We start from the raw sequence: 12,590 nt of genomic DNA, 5'->3' as shown, positions 1-12,590 counted from the left end.
TAGGTGATACCGCTGTGTAAATAGCAAAATGACTGTTTGCCTAAAAAACGTACGTAAATGAGGTTTTTTTTGTAAATAAGGGGAAATTAAGGCAATTTTTAATAAAATAAATAGGTTGCAGCAAACAAGGGGAGCTAAATAAGTGACTTCATTTAGTGGTTGAGTGTTCGCTGCACCGAAAAATAATCATGGTTGGGTGATTATTTATATTGAGCTGCGCCGCTAAGTGCTAGTCTTTTACCAATAGTGTTAAGTCTAGCTAACATTCTTGCTTTACGGTTAGTTGGTTTAACTGCTACTTGAGCTGCTGCTGTTTGATTTAATGTGTTAATTGGTTTCATTATTTTGCTCCGAGTTGTATATGTTGAAATCGCGTGCATTTTGCACGTTGTTTGATTAAAAAGACAACGATAAAAATTGAGCCTGACGGATTAGTTAAACTAATCCTTATTGATTTTATTAACGTGCGGTTCAGTGTTTTTTATTATGGTTTTTGCATAAATAGTTAAAATAAAATCGGCTTTACTCTCGCCAATACTGGTGTTTGTGTGTTTATTTATTTATTTATATGCATTTTAAACAAACTTTTTGACTAGTTATTCAGATTAAAAAAACTCAATTAAACTCTTTTTTATTCGTTCTTAAATACATTGTTGGAAACAAAAGCTTGTCACTACTAATAATTATTAAACCAAGTACAAAAAAACAGAGTGAAAAATCACTAATATGGCTTAAAAGCATTTGTAAAAAACGCAGTTTTTCTTATTGTATGTTTACTACAACGGGAAACTTTAACGATGACTGCGCTCAAATAAGGTTGCTACTGAGTAAATTTACCAAAGTAGTTGTACTTGGCGGAGACGGTACATTGAGCTTGGCGGTTAATGCGTTAATAGGGAGTAGCTGTACGTTAGCATTATTGCCTTGCGGTACAGGTAATGATTTCTCGAGAGGGTTTAGTTGCAAAGAAGATGATTGGCGAAAGGCATTATTTAATACACCGACAGCAATTGATGTAGGAAAAATTAATAGCCGCTATTTTATTAATATTGCAGGGGTAGGGTTTGATGCTCATGTAGTTAAAGCGATTAATGCTAAAGCTAGTTTTTCATCTTTTGATTACAGTTGGACGAGCATTAAGGAGCTATTTTATTATCAAGCTCAGCAGTTACAAGGTACGTTTAATAACGATGTTAGGCAGTATAAAAATTTAATTACCGTATTTGCTAATCATAAGTACTTTGGTGGTGGTCTAGAAATAGCGCCAAAAGCAGATTTAACTGATGGGCTGCTTGAGTGTTATCAAATGCGATCGGGTGGGCTTTTTTATAACGTAATAAGCTTTATGAAGTTTTTTTTTAAGCGCCATCAGCATATAAAAAACCTTAACTACAGTCGCTTAAATACAGCTTCCATAAAAACTGAAGGGTTATTGATTGAAGCAGATGGTGAACTGGTAGGTAAAACTCCTGCCGTTATTAGTGTACATGGGCAGGCTTTACTTTTTCATATGCCAATAAAAAAGCGCCTACAGTAGGGTAGGCGCTTTTACGTTAGTTGCGTTAATAACGCGTCTAACTGGGGACGGAGCCACTTTTAGCCATTGCTCTACTAGCTAAAAAGGCGTTAATTCGTTTTGTTGGGGTAAGCACAATGGCGTTACCTAATAGCACTAGGCTAAATCCTGCAAAGGTATTTGCGTGCCATTCAAAGCCTTCAAAAAAGCTACTCAGTGTTACTGCCACTAGTGGGAATAAAACAATAACGTAGCTGGCTTTTTCAGGGCCTATATTTCTAAGTAGAGCAAAGTAGCAACCAAAAGCGATTACAGTGCCAAATATTGATAGATAAAGTAGTGATAGCCAGTAACTTGGTGGAGCGTTTAAACTAAATTGCACATCGTTCATTAATACATATAAAGCCAAGCCTATAGCGCTGTATAACATGCCCCATGCATTGCCTTGCAATACACCAATTTGTTTACGAGAATTACGAACGCTTACCATATTTCCTAATGAAGCCACAAAGGTGCCACCAAGGGCAAGTAGTAACCCGACCAATGCACCATTACTCAAGTCGAACTGCTGTAACTGTGGCCAAAACAGACACGTAATACCTAATACAGCGAGTACAGCACCTGTGTAAATTCGTTTTGAGATTGGCTTACCAAAAAATAACCGAGTATTGACTATGTTCATAACCAGCAGCATTGAAAAGGCAATAGAGGTCATGGCTGAGGTAAGGTGATTTTGTGCCCAGTAAAGCATTAAATAATTTAATCCAAAATTACAAATGGCTAATAAAACAAAAAAGCCATGATCCAGTAACTTAAATCGCATGTCGGGTTTTTTGTACGCTACATATAACCACATTAAAAGCGCTGCAATAGCAAAGCGATAAAATAACGATAACTCTACCGCAATATCACCTAACTGAAACTCTATGGCTAACCAAGTTGAGCCCCAAATTAAAACAGTTGTAATGTATAGCGCTGCACTTTTCATGGTTAGTCTCCAAAGCCCGATTGAATGGCTATTTTAAGACCTATCTGTATACTTACCATATACAGAAAAGTAAAAATGTAACCTATACAGATTTGGTGTGTGATGATAAGACAAAAAAATAGCCAAGGGCATGAGTTTTTATATCAGCAAGTTATTCAGTTGATTAGAGATATGAGCGCTCAACAAGTTTTACTCCCCGGCGAAAAACTTCCATCACTGCGTAAAATGGCAGATAACTTAAGCATAAGTATCCCCACTGTAAAACAGGCTTACCAGTCACTTGAAGATCAAGGGTTGGTAGAGGCGCGTGAAAAATCAGGATATTTTTTAAAAGTCGTTAGCATGGCGCACAATTTACCTAAGCGAGTTAAATTAAGTCGCGAACCTGTTGTGGTAAATAAACAAGCCTTAATAGAGCAGGTGTACAGCGCGATTCATCAAGCGAACGTAGTCCCTTTTGGTATCGCTAACCCAATTGCCGCAGCACCTACCGATAAAGCACTCGCCAGAAACATGCGCCGCGTAATGACTATCGCAGGCAGTAAAGCCATAAACTATGGCCCAACAGATGGGTTTGTACCGCTGAAAAAGCAATTAGTGCATCGCTATTTAGATTTTGGCATTGGCATTGATATGGACGAGCTTGTGATCACCAATGGTGCACAAGAAGCCATGGCTATTGCACTTAAGTGTGTAACAAAGCCAGGCGATGTAGTGGCTATTGAGACACCTTGTTATCACGGGATTATAGAGCTAATAGAAAGCTTAGGGCTTAAAGCGCTCGAAATACCACTGTGCCCAGATAATGGCATTTGGTTAAGCGATTTGGAACGCGCTTTGAATGAGCATGACATAAAAGCGTGTTTATTCTCGACAGCAATTAGCAACCCTGTAGGCAGCTTTATGCCAGATACAAATAGGCAGCAGCTGGTGGAGTTACTCGAAAGCCACGACGTAGTGCTTATTGAAGATGACGTATACGGCGATTTATATTTTACGGCAAAACGAGGCACACCTGCTTTAGCGTACTCTAAAAAAGGATTAGTGATCAGTTGCTCATCTTTTTCTAAAACCGCAGCGCCTAGCTATCGTGTGGGTTGGGTCGTTGCCGGTAAATTTGCAACACAAGCGCGGCGATATAAACGAGCACTAAGTTGCTCCGCTTCGTTAATAAACCAATGGGCGTTATCAGAATTTATTGCCAGCGGCGAGTACGACCGTAACTTAAAGGTACTCAGGCAGCGCCTGCGCGATAACAAAGAGCGTATGCGATGGTGTTTGCAACAAGCTATGCCAAAAAATACACGTATAAGCGATCCAAAAGGAGGCTGTGTAATGTGGCTAGATTTAGGAGGCGAATACGATAGTCAAAAATTATTTTCACTTGCTCTTGAGGTTGGTATTAGTATTACCCCTGGGCTTATTTTTTCAGCCTCTAATAAGTATAAAAGCTGCGTAAGGTTAAGTTATGGTGTGCCGTGGAGCGAGCAGATAGAGCAAGCAATTATTACTCTGGGTAAGCTCACTTTATTAGCTAAAAAGTAATACCAATCTGCTTATATATGGGGTCTATTTAACGTTAAGAAAATTACGCTAGAACTAGGCAAAAGTTTTTGTATCTAGTTGTTCTAAATAAAAAATTTTTAACGACGTTATAGTGCAATTTAATTCGTTAAATTGATCAAAGATTTATGCAGGTTGGTATAAGTTTGGGAAACACAAAAAAGCAGCATTTAAGTAAACTTAAGTGCTGCCAAAGGGATGTTAAATAACGTTTGCTGTACTAATTGAGTTTAAAGCTAAATAACTGGTAACCTTTAAGCTCTGGCACTTGCATTACTAATTGCTCTTCTTGTTTTGCAATATCAGCAAAGTTTTCACATAAAGAGTTAGCTCTCTCTTCAAGTGCGCTTGCATGTAGCTCTACTTTTTCTTCTATTTGTGCACCCATATTTTCCATGCGCTGTTCAAAGGCATCCATATCGCCGCCTGAACCAAGTAACTCAGAACCTAAAGCCACTAAAATACTGCCCATTGATTGCATTACTGCTGATTCAACCGCTGTTTCTATCTGCTGCTCAAATTGTTGTTCAAAGTTTTCGCCAAATTGATTAAAACTTTGTTGGCCCATTACAAATGTACCTTGCTGGTAAAATGTGTTTTCTACCTCAATTTTAATGTCGTCCATAAGCTCAGACATATTATCAAGACCGTCAATATTAAATGCACTGCCTACTTCTTCTAATGCCACACCGGCAATTTTAACACCCTCTAACGCTATGTTAGCTACTTCAGGTAATTGAGTGCGTAAGCTGTCAGAGTACTTATTCAGTGCTTCGCGTTGTGAGCTATTAAGCGCTACAAGCTCGCCATTTACGGTTAAGTCACCATGGGCATTAAATTGCATAGTTTTATTATTGGCAGTAAAAATTTCTAATTCGTTTGGTTTAATACGTACATCGTTTTTAAATTCGACGTTACATTCATCGTTACTAAATGAAATTGCAGAATCGTTGTCGTTATGAGCCATAGCGGCTGGCGTACAAATTAATGCGCTAACTAATAGTAATTTTTTCATGTTTGTTCTCTACTTTTTGTTGATGACGATTAATTAATAACAAGTTTGATGCCAGTTTTATTTTTCCATAAAAAACAATTAATTAAGTGTTTTTTTTATTTTTTAGCAAGTCAAAATAATTAATAAATAACTATTTTTTAGTCAAATTGGCTAACTAATAAAAATTAATAAATTTTATTTATCGATACGATAAAAAACTCTCACTTTCCTCAATTCAAATTTAGCGCTATTTATTCACATTACTGACATGAAGACTATTTACAGTAGTCACGTGGCTTTATTTTGATGTTAATTTGCAGAGCACTTTGGCATTAAACATTTTTAATTTTACCGGCTATTGCGATAATAAAATCCTTGGTTGGTCTCAAACACTTTATGGAGTGGGTTGTGGGTAAGACATTTAGTTACGATGCGCTAGATGACGATTTTGTTGAAGACGAGTACGAAATGCTCGGACGTAATCAACACGATAAGAACAAGCAAAAGGTTAAAAAGAAGTTGGAAGACTACCTTGAGCAAAAACGCTTGCGTAAAAATCTAGGCGAAGACGATTTAAGCGATTACACCGATTAAATTTCACTAGTATAAATAAAATACCAATTAATATTGAGAGTTTAAATGTGCAGTTATGCGTATGTTTAAGTTTCAATAGTATTGGCAATAAAGAGGCCTTGCGCCTCTTTATTACTTTTTAAAGCGTACTTTTAGCCTGTGCTAATGCTTTTTGAATTGTAAGTTCTAGCTTTTCGGGTTTAATAAAAGGTGCATAACGTTTAATTGGTGTACCATCTGCGGCAATTAAAAATTTAGTAAAATTCCACTTTATTTTACGTGTTAAAAAACCAGGTAAAGCCGATTTTAAATAACGAAAGATTGGGTGAGCATGCTCACCGTTTACATCTACTTTGGCCGCCATTAAAAAACTCACACCAAAATTAATTAAGCACCCTTGCTCTATTTGTGTTGCGTCGCCGGGTTCTTGCTGACCAAATTGATTGCACGGAAATCCCAGAATAACTAAACCTTGGCTGGCATATTTATTATGCAAAGCTTGAAGCGACTCGTATTGGTAGGTAAATCCACATTTACTTGCGGTATTAACAATAAGCACAACCTTCCCTTCAAAATCATTAAAGTTGATAGGTTGACCCTGCAAGCTTGTTGCGCTTAATTGATGGAATTTGTGCATATTGGCGTCTTTTTATTGTTGTTAGCCGCATTTTAACCTGAGTGCAGTATTTCATAAAGTATAAAGATCGCACTAATTTAAAATTAGAAATAGCCCCATACCGGCAAGCGTAGTGTAATAAATATTATGTGTTTTGTAGGCAACAATAATGGCGACTATTGCTGCGCTTAAATAAGGGTTTTGCCAGTTTAAGTTAATGCCATCTTCATTCAAAAACACGATAGGCACCCAAATTGCTGTAAGCACTGCTGGTGCGCTAAAGCTTAAAAATTGCTGCATTTTAGGGCCTACTTTAAACGGCAAAGCACGGTGTAAAAATAAATAACGCGTAAAAAATGTAATGCACGCCATGAGTAAAATAGTCGTCATCATGGCGTTACTTCCTTTTTAGTGGTTAGTCTTGCTGTGCTGTAACCTGCGGCCATTGCCAGCAGCGCTGAGCAAACAAGCCATAACTCAAATCCTGTGCTTTTTAAAAGCGTTGCGCTAATGCCTGCTACAATTACCGTAACGAGTGAGGCCAGATTTTTAATGCCCGGAATAACCAAAGCTATAAACGTGGCAGCAATGGCAAAGTCGAGCCCTAAATTAGTTAAGTCGGGCAGCATTGTGCCTGCTACAATGCCAATTAACGTCCAAATATTCCATGCAATATAAAAGCTAAAACCAGCGCTCAATGCGTATATTAAACGTGTTTTTGTTCTGTACGCTTTTCTATGGTGAGAAAATGCAAATAGCTCATCGGTTAATACAAAACTTACTGGTAAGCGCCAACGCATAGGTTGGTCAATTACCTTATGACGCACAGCTAAACCGTATAAAAAGTGCCGAGAGCTAATAATAAATGTTGTGAATAAAATTGTGAGCAATGGTGTGTTGCCCGCCATAAGTTCAATTGCAACAAGCTGTGCAGAGCCTGCAAAGACTAATAACGACATTGCTTGGGTTTCTAGTGCACTAAAGCCATTTTGAATCGCTAAAGAACCACATAAAATACCCCAAGGAACAACGGCTAAACACAGAGGTAGCATATCTAAAAAGCCTTTTAAAATAGCTTTTTTAACTGGTTGCATGATATTTACTCGCACGGCTTGTAGAATGGCTCATAAGGATACCTTAATATTATGATGTTAAAGTAGTTAACGAATTAGATAATACTGTTTTTTTAAGGATAGGCGCAATGACGACGTTAAAAGTGTGGGATGGGTTTATTAGATGCTTTCATTGGTTTTTGGTTGTAAGTATTGCGGTGCTTTATTTTAGTATTGAAGAGGGCATGATTGAGCTTCATTTTGTTGCTGGGTTCTTTACTTTAGCACTCATCGTAACGCGTTTAATATGGGGCATTATCGGAAGTAAAACTGCGAGATTAAGTGGGTTGCTGCACTCTCCTCGTGCTATTTTAAAGGCACTAAAGACACCAAGCGACTCGCTAGGTCATTCAGCACCTGGCAGTTGTATGGTAATGGTATTTTTTATAATTATAATTACGCAGCTTATTACCGGGTTAATGAGTAGTGATGGCATTTTAACTGACGGCCCGCTTGCTCAATATGTGTCTAGCGATACGATTGATTTTGCAAATTGGCTACATGAGCTGAATTTTGACATTTTACTTTATGCTATTGGTTTACATGTATTAGCTATTATTGTTTATAGAATAAAAGGTAAGCCGCTAGTTAAGGCGATGATCACAGGCTCAAAAGAGTTAAAAGCGGATGACTCTGAGGCTAAAGTGACAAAAGCGTCTTGGCCTGCGTGGCTAATATTTATATCTTTATTGGTGTTGCTGATATTTACGTGGGCAAAAGAACCTTTAACTTATTTATTTAGTTAAAAACACATTAAACCAACCTTAAAGGGTTGGTTTTTATTTTTGGTTACATTCTTTTGTTTGATTGTTATGCGGGGCCGAATTATAATCGCCGCATTGCTGGCAAACTAATCGAAAGATTAGGGCGCAAAGTTTCCGGTCTAAGGCTTTTTATAAAGCTATGGTAGCGGGACTACTGCATAACGTGTTGTTATGTATCACTTGCCCTCAGTGTATTTTTTGTGTATCCATAGTGTATGGATAAGATTTTGTAACTCTTAAGGTGTTGCCGTGTTTATGCATACGTCGTTGGCCTGTGGAAAGTGGTCAACAATAGGTTGCTTAAATCATCATACCCAATTGTTTATTGGCGATGTGGTGAGTGTAACCTTTTATGACATGCAAGGAGAGCTAGTTAGTTTATCATTTGATTACAAAATCACCTCGCTTGAACAAGGTGAACCTCACGCATGGCCACGTTTAGTTGCCGAGCATATTAACGTGCATGTACCCCTTGTTAGCGCAGGTAAAATGACCGAACAAGGTTTAATTGTAGCCTATAGAAACAATGAAATTTTTGCTTTGCAAAGCAGTGGTATATGTAAAGCGCATGTCGATTTTCATTGTATTGCAAAATGCGATGAGCGTGTTGTTAATAACCTTGATACTTATGATTACGTGTACCCTGAAAATTGTGAAAACTATAATGCGGGTACAAAGGTATTGCAGCCAAAAACAGGGCATGTTTATCAATGTAGGCCTTGGCCATTTAATGAGTTTTGCCGCGCGAGTGACGATAAAAAGTTTATGTTCGAGCCCGGTATTGGACAAAGTTGGGCTATGGCTTGGCAGCAAATATAAGGCTGTTAGTGAATTATCTTCCCAAAGGTATAGCGGTTTTAGTAATGAAGCGTTTACCGTTTTAGCCCATCCAACTATTGGATGGGCTTTTTTATTTTTATGATAAACTGTAAATCACGTTATTTTTTTAATTGGTTTTGTTGTGTCTCGTCCTGACTATTCTTTAAGTTTATTACCTAATTTCCCGATTGCTAAACAGCAAGCCCATACATTAAGTACTCATAATAAAATACGCACTGATAATTACTATTGGATGCGTGATGACGATCGTCAGGATGAGCAAGTACTTGCACATTTACATGCTGAAAATGCATATTGCGATGAACAGTTAGCTGCAATGAAGCCACTCCAAAATACACTTTTTGAAGAGTTAAAAGCACGCATTGTAAAAGACGATAACTCGGTACCCGTTAAAGACGGGAAATACTGGTATCACTCAGAAGTTCGTGGTGATGATGAGTACTCTCGCCATTATAGAAGCACGAGCATAAAGGCTGATAATAAAGAGCTTTTACTCGATGTGAATATATTAGCTGAGGGATTTGAGTTTTTTGAGCTAGGAGAAGTCGCACTAAGCCCATGCGAGCAGCTTATGGCTTACTCTGAAGATACTGAAGGTCGTCGTATTTATAATGTTCGCTTTAAAAGCTTAACGACCGGTGAAATGCTACCTGATGTACTTGAAAATACAGAAGGGCAGGTTGTTTGGGCTAACGACAATAAAACTGTTTTTTATGTAAAAAAAGATTTAAAAACGCTACTAGGATACCAAGTATTTAGGCATGAGCTTGGCAGCGAGCAAAGCCAAGACGTAATGGTTTACGAAGAGCAAGACAGCAGCTTTTTTATGGGGCTTGGTAAAAGCCGCGACGAAGGCTTAATTATTATTGATTTAGCATCGACAGAGACCAACGATACATGGGTGCTTGATGCTAATAAGCCCACTGACGAATTTAAAGCATTAATGCCGCGTGAAGATGGCCACGAGTTTGACGTAGATAAGCTAGGTGACACATTTTATATTGTGACTAACTGGCAAGCTAAAAACTTTAGATTAATGACGGCAACAAACGAAACGATTGCTGATAAAACACAATGGTTTGAGCATACAGCTCACAGAGAAAATGTACTGCTTGAAGGTGTAGAGTTATTTAATGACTTTTTAGTATTGAGTGAACGCGAGCAAGGGCAAGCTCGATTTGTAGTTGTTAATAAGCAAGGGGATCGTATGGCACTTGAGTTTGCCGATCCTTGTTATTATGCAGCAATAGCAATGAACCCAGAGCCAGACACTCGCACTGCGCGTATTTATTACTCGAGCTTAACAACACCGGGCTCTTTATATGATGTTGATTTAGCAACGGGCGAAAAAACATTACTTAAACAGCAAAAAGTACTCGGTAGTTTTAATGCTGATGACTATCAGTCGGAGCGGTTAATGATAACTGCTCGCGACGGAGTTGAAGTACCTGTATCTGTTGTTTATCGAAAAGACAGCTTTAAAAAAGAGGGTACAAATCCGTTATTTCAATACGGCTATGGCGCCTATGGTTATACGATTGATCCTAGTTTTTCAAGCTCATCACTGAGCTTGCTCGATCGTGGTTTTGTTTATGTAATAGCGCATGTCCGAGGCTCTGAAATGCTAGGCCGCGAATGGTATGAGCAAGGTAAAAAAGAGCATAAACAAAATAGCTTTAGTGACTTTATTGATGTGACAAAAGCGCTTGTTGATCAAGGTTATTGTGATAGCAATAAGGTGTTTGCCTCAGGCGGCAGTGCTGGTGGCTTATTAATGGGGGCGGTTGTAAACCAGGCACCAGAGTTATATTGCGGTGTTGGCTGTCATGTACCATTTTTAGACGTATTAACCACAATGCTTGATGAGAGTATTCCACTCACAACAAATGAATACGATGAATGGGGTAATCCAAATGAGCCTCAATTTTATGATGTGATAGAAGCTTACTCGCCTTATGACAATATTAGCGCACAAAACTATCCGAACATACTCGTTACTACCGGTCTTCATGACTCACAAGTACAGTATTGGGAGCCTATGAAGTGGGTTGCAAAAATGCGTGAACTTAAAACAGACAGTAACATTTTAGTCTTTAAAACGGATATGGATGCAGGTCATGGCGGTGCATCAGGTCGTTTTAAAAGCTTAGAAGAAAAAGCCCTCGAAATGGCCTTTTTTATTGCGCTGTTAAATTAACTGCAAAATCGGAAAATTGTATTACTCTATATATAGAAGTTGATATATAGAAGGTAATTTATGTTTGGAGCACATGGCGAATTTCAGATTTGTTCACAGCCCCCTCATATGTATTTGAAGTTGAAGGGGAGCTTTAACAATGAAGGTATAACATCGTTAACTAATGGTGTTATTCAAGAATTGAGCTTTCATCCTAAAAATACAATAAAGTTTGTGGTTGTTAACTTAAAAGAGTTTGAACTGTTAACTTTAGATAGTCTTGATTCGTTAGAGGCCTATTTTGCGGGTGTAAAAGAACGTGGCTATCAACGAGTTGACTATATAAACATTAATATCATAGCTAAAAACATGTTTGAAAAAGTATGGAAAAATAGCGATGTAGAAGTTAATTTTTATAAAGATACTGAAAGCTATTTATTAGTGCATCCAAGTGATAGTTATATAAAACAGAACTGGTAATTAATATGAGTATTATAAACCGCTACTGAAGAGGGCTTATAATACTCTCTAAACACCCTTTATAGCGCCTTGAAAGGTTTAAGCACATATCGTTTTTAAGTCTGACTTTATAATCGCCACTGTCAGTAGGCATCAGTTCGCAGATAGCTTGTTTTCTTACCAGCGTTGAGCGATGAATACGAATAAACCCTTCTGGCTCTAGCTGCTGTTCAATATTTTTCATGGTTTCGCGGTGTAATACCGGTGTACTACCTTGGGTAAAATGCAGCTCTACATAATTGCCCGCACCATTAATCCAAATAATATCTTTTATATCAATTAGCCTTACCTTACCTACATCTTTAACTACGATATGTGATGATGGTTTTTCGGTTTGTGTGCTTTGTTGATATTGACGTTCGGCCGCGCTTGCAATCGGGCAAAGGTGAATCAGTTTATCAAAGCATTTATCGATACGTGGTGCAGTTGAATCTACTATTAAAAAATCAACAGCGCCAACTTCAAAAGCAAAACTCGCAAAATGACCCGACTGGGCAATAATGACTAACTTAAGCTTTTTAGCTAGCTCTGTTAAATGCACTATTTGCATAGGGTCAGCCAGATTAGTTAGTTCGTAAAACAGTACGTTGTATTGATCTGTATCTATCTGATCTAATCTGTTTGCCTGAATAAAAGATTGAGATTCAAAGTGTCGGTGCTCTTGCACGCGCTTTGTTAAAAATGTTGCAAACTTAGTGTTACTAACAAAAGTTAATGCATGAAAAGAAGCGACCATTATTTTATATCTCTTGCTGTATATAATAATAAAGACCGTGCTTAGCGGAAAAACTGTTATGAAAAGTACAATATATTTATAAAATAATTGTGACGTACTAATTCGTCCCATCAAACTAGCTATTCATACCAAAGATTACGCCTAATAAATAACGTACGTAGAGTGTTTAAATAAATCCCCTTACTGTAATCCG

Annotated in this window: 14 protein-coding genes and 1 riboswitch; of the genes, 7 read left to right on the top strand and 7 right to left on the bottom strand. The window is 37.8% G+C overall.

Features of this window, described 5'->3' with window-relative positions:
- Positions 1-200: 200 nt before the first annotated feature.
- Positions 201-341 carry a hypothetical protein gene (locus tag GQR38_RS17815; RefSeq protein WP_010554841.1) on the bottom strand — a complete coding sequence of 47 codons (141 nt, stop codon included), beginning with the start codon at positions 339-341 and terminating at the stop codon, positions 201-203.
- 326 nt (positions 342-667) lie between these two features.
- On the opposite strand from GQR38_RS17815, the gene GQR38_RS17810 reads away from it, so the two are divergent.
- Positions 668-1,537, top strand: coding sequence for a YegS/Rv2252/BmrU family lipid kinase (locus tag GQR38_RS17810; RefSeq protein WP_165722820.1), 870 nt, complete (start codon positions 668-670; stop codon positions 1,535-1,537).
- 37 nt (positions 1,538-1,574) lie between these two features.
- Here the strand turns inward: GQR38_RS17810 and GQR38_RS17805 are convergent, their stop codons facing one another.
- On the bottom strand, positions 1,575-2,504 hold the full coding sequence (locus GQR38_RS17805) for an EamA family transporter (RefSeq protein ID WP_165722821.1): 930 nt from the start codon (positions 2,502-2,504) through the stop codon (positions 1,575-1,577).
- Between the two features lie 102 nt (positions 2,505-2,606).
- Here GQR38_RS17805 and GQR38_RS17800 point away from each other — a divergent pair, with 102 nt between their 5' ends.
- Positions 2,607-4,049: a PLP-dependent aminotransferase family protein gene (locus tag GQR38_RS17800; RefSeq protein WP_165722822.1), complete on the top strand. Its 1,443-nt coding sequence runs from the start codon at positions 2,607-2,609 to the stop codon at positions 4,047-4,049.
- A 238-nt stretch (positions 4,050-4,287) separates the two neighbouring features.
- Here the strand turns inward: GQR38_RS17800 and GQR38_RS17795 are convergent, their stop codons facing one another.
- The gene (locus GQR38_RS17795) at positions 4,288-5,082 is read right to left on the bottom strand and encodes a YggN family protein (protein ID WP_165722823.1); all 795 of its coding nucleotides are present in this window, start codon (positions 5,080-5,082) and stop codon (positions 4,288-4,290) included.
- A gap of 387 nt (positions 5,083-5,469) precedes the next feature.
- Here GQR38_RS17795 and GQR38_RS17790 point away from each other — a divergent pair, with 387 nt between their 5' ends.
- Positions 5,470-5,655, top strand: a complete 186-nt coding sequence (locus tag GQR38_RS17790; RefSeq protein ID WP_007579801.1) for a hypothetical protein — start codon at positions 5,470-5,472, stop codon at positions 5,653-5,655.
- Between the two features lie 118 nt (positions 5,656-5,773).
- Here GQR38_RS17790 and GQR38_RS17785 read toward each other — a convergent pair whose 3' ends face one another.
- From GQR38_RS17785 to GQR38_RS17775, 3 genes are all read right to left on the bottom strand, one after another.
- On the bottom strand, positions 5,774-6,271 hold the full coding sequence (locus GQR38_RS17785; protein WP_165722824.1) for a glutathione peroxidase: 498 nt from the start codon (positions 6,269-6,271) through the stop codon (positions 5,774-5,776).
- A gap of 72 nt (positions 6,272-6,343) precedes the next feature.
- Entirely contained in the window at positions 6,344-6,643 is a 300-nt protein-coding gene (locus GQR38_RS17780) for an AzlD domain-containing protein (RefSeq protein WP_004335020.1), read from the bottom strand.
- Entirely contained in the window at positions 6,640-7,344 is a 705-nt protein-coding gene (locus tag GQR38_RS17775) for an AzlC family ABC transporter permease (RefSeq protein ID WP_024589490.1), read from the bottom strand. The genes GQR38_RS17780 and GQR38_RS17775 overlap by 4 nt, the downstream gene beginning before the upstream one ends.
- A gap of 107 nt (positions 7,345-7,451) precedes the next feature.
- Between GQR38_RS17775 and GQR38_RS17770 the strand changes: the two genes are divergently transcribed.
- From GQR38_RS17770 to GQR38_RS17755, 4 genes are all read left to right on the top strand, one after another.
- Positions 7,452-8,108: a cytochrome b/b6 domain-containing protein gene (locus GQR38_RS17770; RefSeq protein ID WP_007579804.1), complete on the top strand. Its 657-nt coding sequence runs from the start codon at positions 7,452-7,454 to the stop codon at positions 8,106-8,108.
- 88 nt (positions 8,109-8,196) lie between these two features.
- Positions 8,197-8,285, top strand: a riboswitch (cyclic di-GMP riboswitch).
- A gap of 96 nt (positions 8,286-8,381) precedes the next feature.
- Complete coding sequence (locus tag GQR38_RS17765) at positions 8,382-8,945, top strand: hypothetical protein (protein WP_024589489.1); 564 nt, start codon at positions 8,382-8,384, stop codon at positions 8,943-8,945.
- Positions 8,946-9,087: 142 nt separating this feature from the next.
- Entirely contained in the window at positions 9,088-11,163 is a 2,076-nt protein-coding gene (locus GQR38_RS17760) for a S9 family peptidase (RefSeq protein WP_165722825.1), read from the top strand.
- A 60-nt stretch (positions 11,164-11,223) separates the two neighbouring features.
- Positions 11,224-11,622 (top strand): hypothetical protein, encoded by a 399-nt coding sequence (locus GQR38_RS17755; protein ID WP_165722826.1) that lies wholly within the window; start codon positions 11,224-11,226, stop codon positions 11,620-11,622.
- 22 nt (positions 11,623-11,644) lie between these two features.
- Here the strand turns inward: GQR38_RS17755 and GQR38_RS17750 are convergent, their stop codons facing one another.
- Complete coding sequence (locus GQR38_RS17750) at positions 11,645-12,397, bottom strand: response regulator transcription factor (protein ID WP_007579810.1); 753 nt, start codon at positions 12,395-12,397, stop codon at positions 11,645-11,647.
- Positions 12,398-12,590: the final 193 nt, after the last annotated feature.

Origin of the sequence: Pseudoalteromonas sp. c7(2019) (assembly GCF_011378625.1) — a bacterium.
Classification (GTDB): domain Bacteria; phylum Pseudomonadota; class Gammaproteobacteria; order Enterobacterales; family Alteromonadaceae; genus Pseudoalteromonas; species Pseudoalteromonas arctica.
This window is presented reverse-complemented; position numbering and strand designations above follow the sequence as displayed.

Bases quoted from the DNA above. Each gene is read 5' to 3' on its own strand.
- GQR38_RS17795 (WP_165722823.1), bottom strand. From the start codon at position 5,082: ATGAAAAAATTACTATTAGTTAGCGCATTAATTTGTACGCCAGCCGCT.
- GQR38_RS17800 (WP_165722822.1), top strand. From the start codon at position 2,607: ATGATAAGACAAAAAAATAGCCAAGGGCATGAGTTTTTATATCAGCAA.
- GQR38_RS17805 (WP_165722821.1), bottom strand. From the start codon at position 2,504: ATGAAAAGTGCAGCGCTATACATTACAACTGTTTTAATTTGGGGCTCA.
- GQR38_RS17815 (WP_010554841.1), bottom strand. From the start codon at position 341: ATGAAACCAATTAACACATTAAATCAAACAGCAGCAGCTCAAGTAGCA.
- GQR38_RS17750 (WP_007579810.1), bottom strand. From the start codon at position 12,397: ATGGTCGCTTCTTTTCATGCATTAACTTTTGTTAGTAACACTAAGTTT.
- GQR38_RS17780 (WP_004335020.1), bottom strand. From the start codon at position 6,643: ATGATGACGACTATTTTACTCATGGCGTGCATTACATTTTTTACGCGT.
- GQR38_RS17765 (WP_024589489.1), top strand. From the start codon at position 8,382: ATGCATACGTCGTTGGCCTGTGGAAAGTGGTCAACAATAGGTTGCTTA.
- GQR38_RS17785 (WP_165722824.1), bottom strand. From the start codon at position 6,271: ATGCACAAATTCCATCAATTAAGCGCAACAAGCTTGCAGGGTCAACCT.
- GQR38_RS17770 (WP_007579804.1), top strand. From the start codon at position 7,452: ATGACGACGTTAAAAGTGTGGGATGGGTTTATTAGATGCTTTCATTGG.
- GQR38_RS17775 (WP_024589490.1), bottom strand. From the start codon at position 7,344: ATGCAACCAGTTAAAAAAGCTATTTTAAAAGGCTTTTTAGATATGCTA.
- GQR38_RS17755 (WP_165722826.1), top strand. From the start codon at position 11,224: ATGTTTGGAGCACATGGCGAATTTCAGATTTGTTCACAGCCCCCTCAT.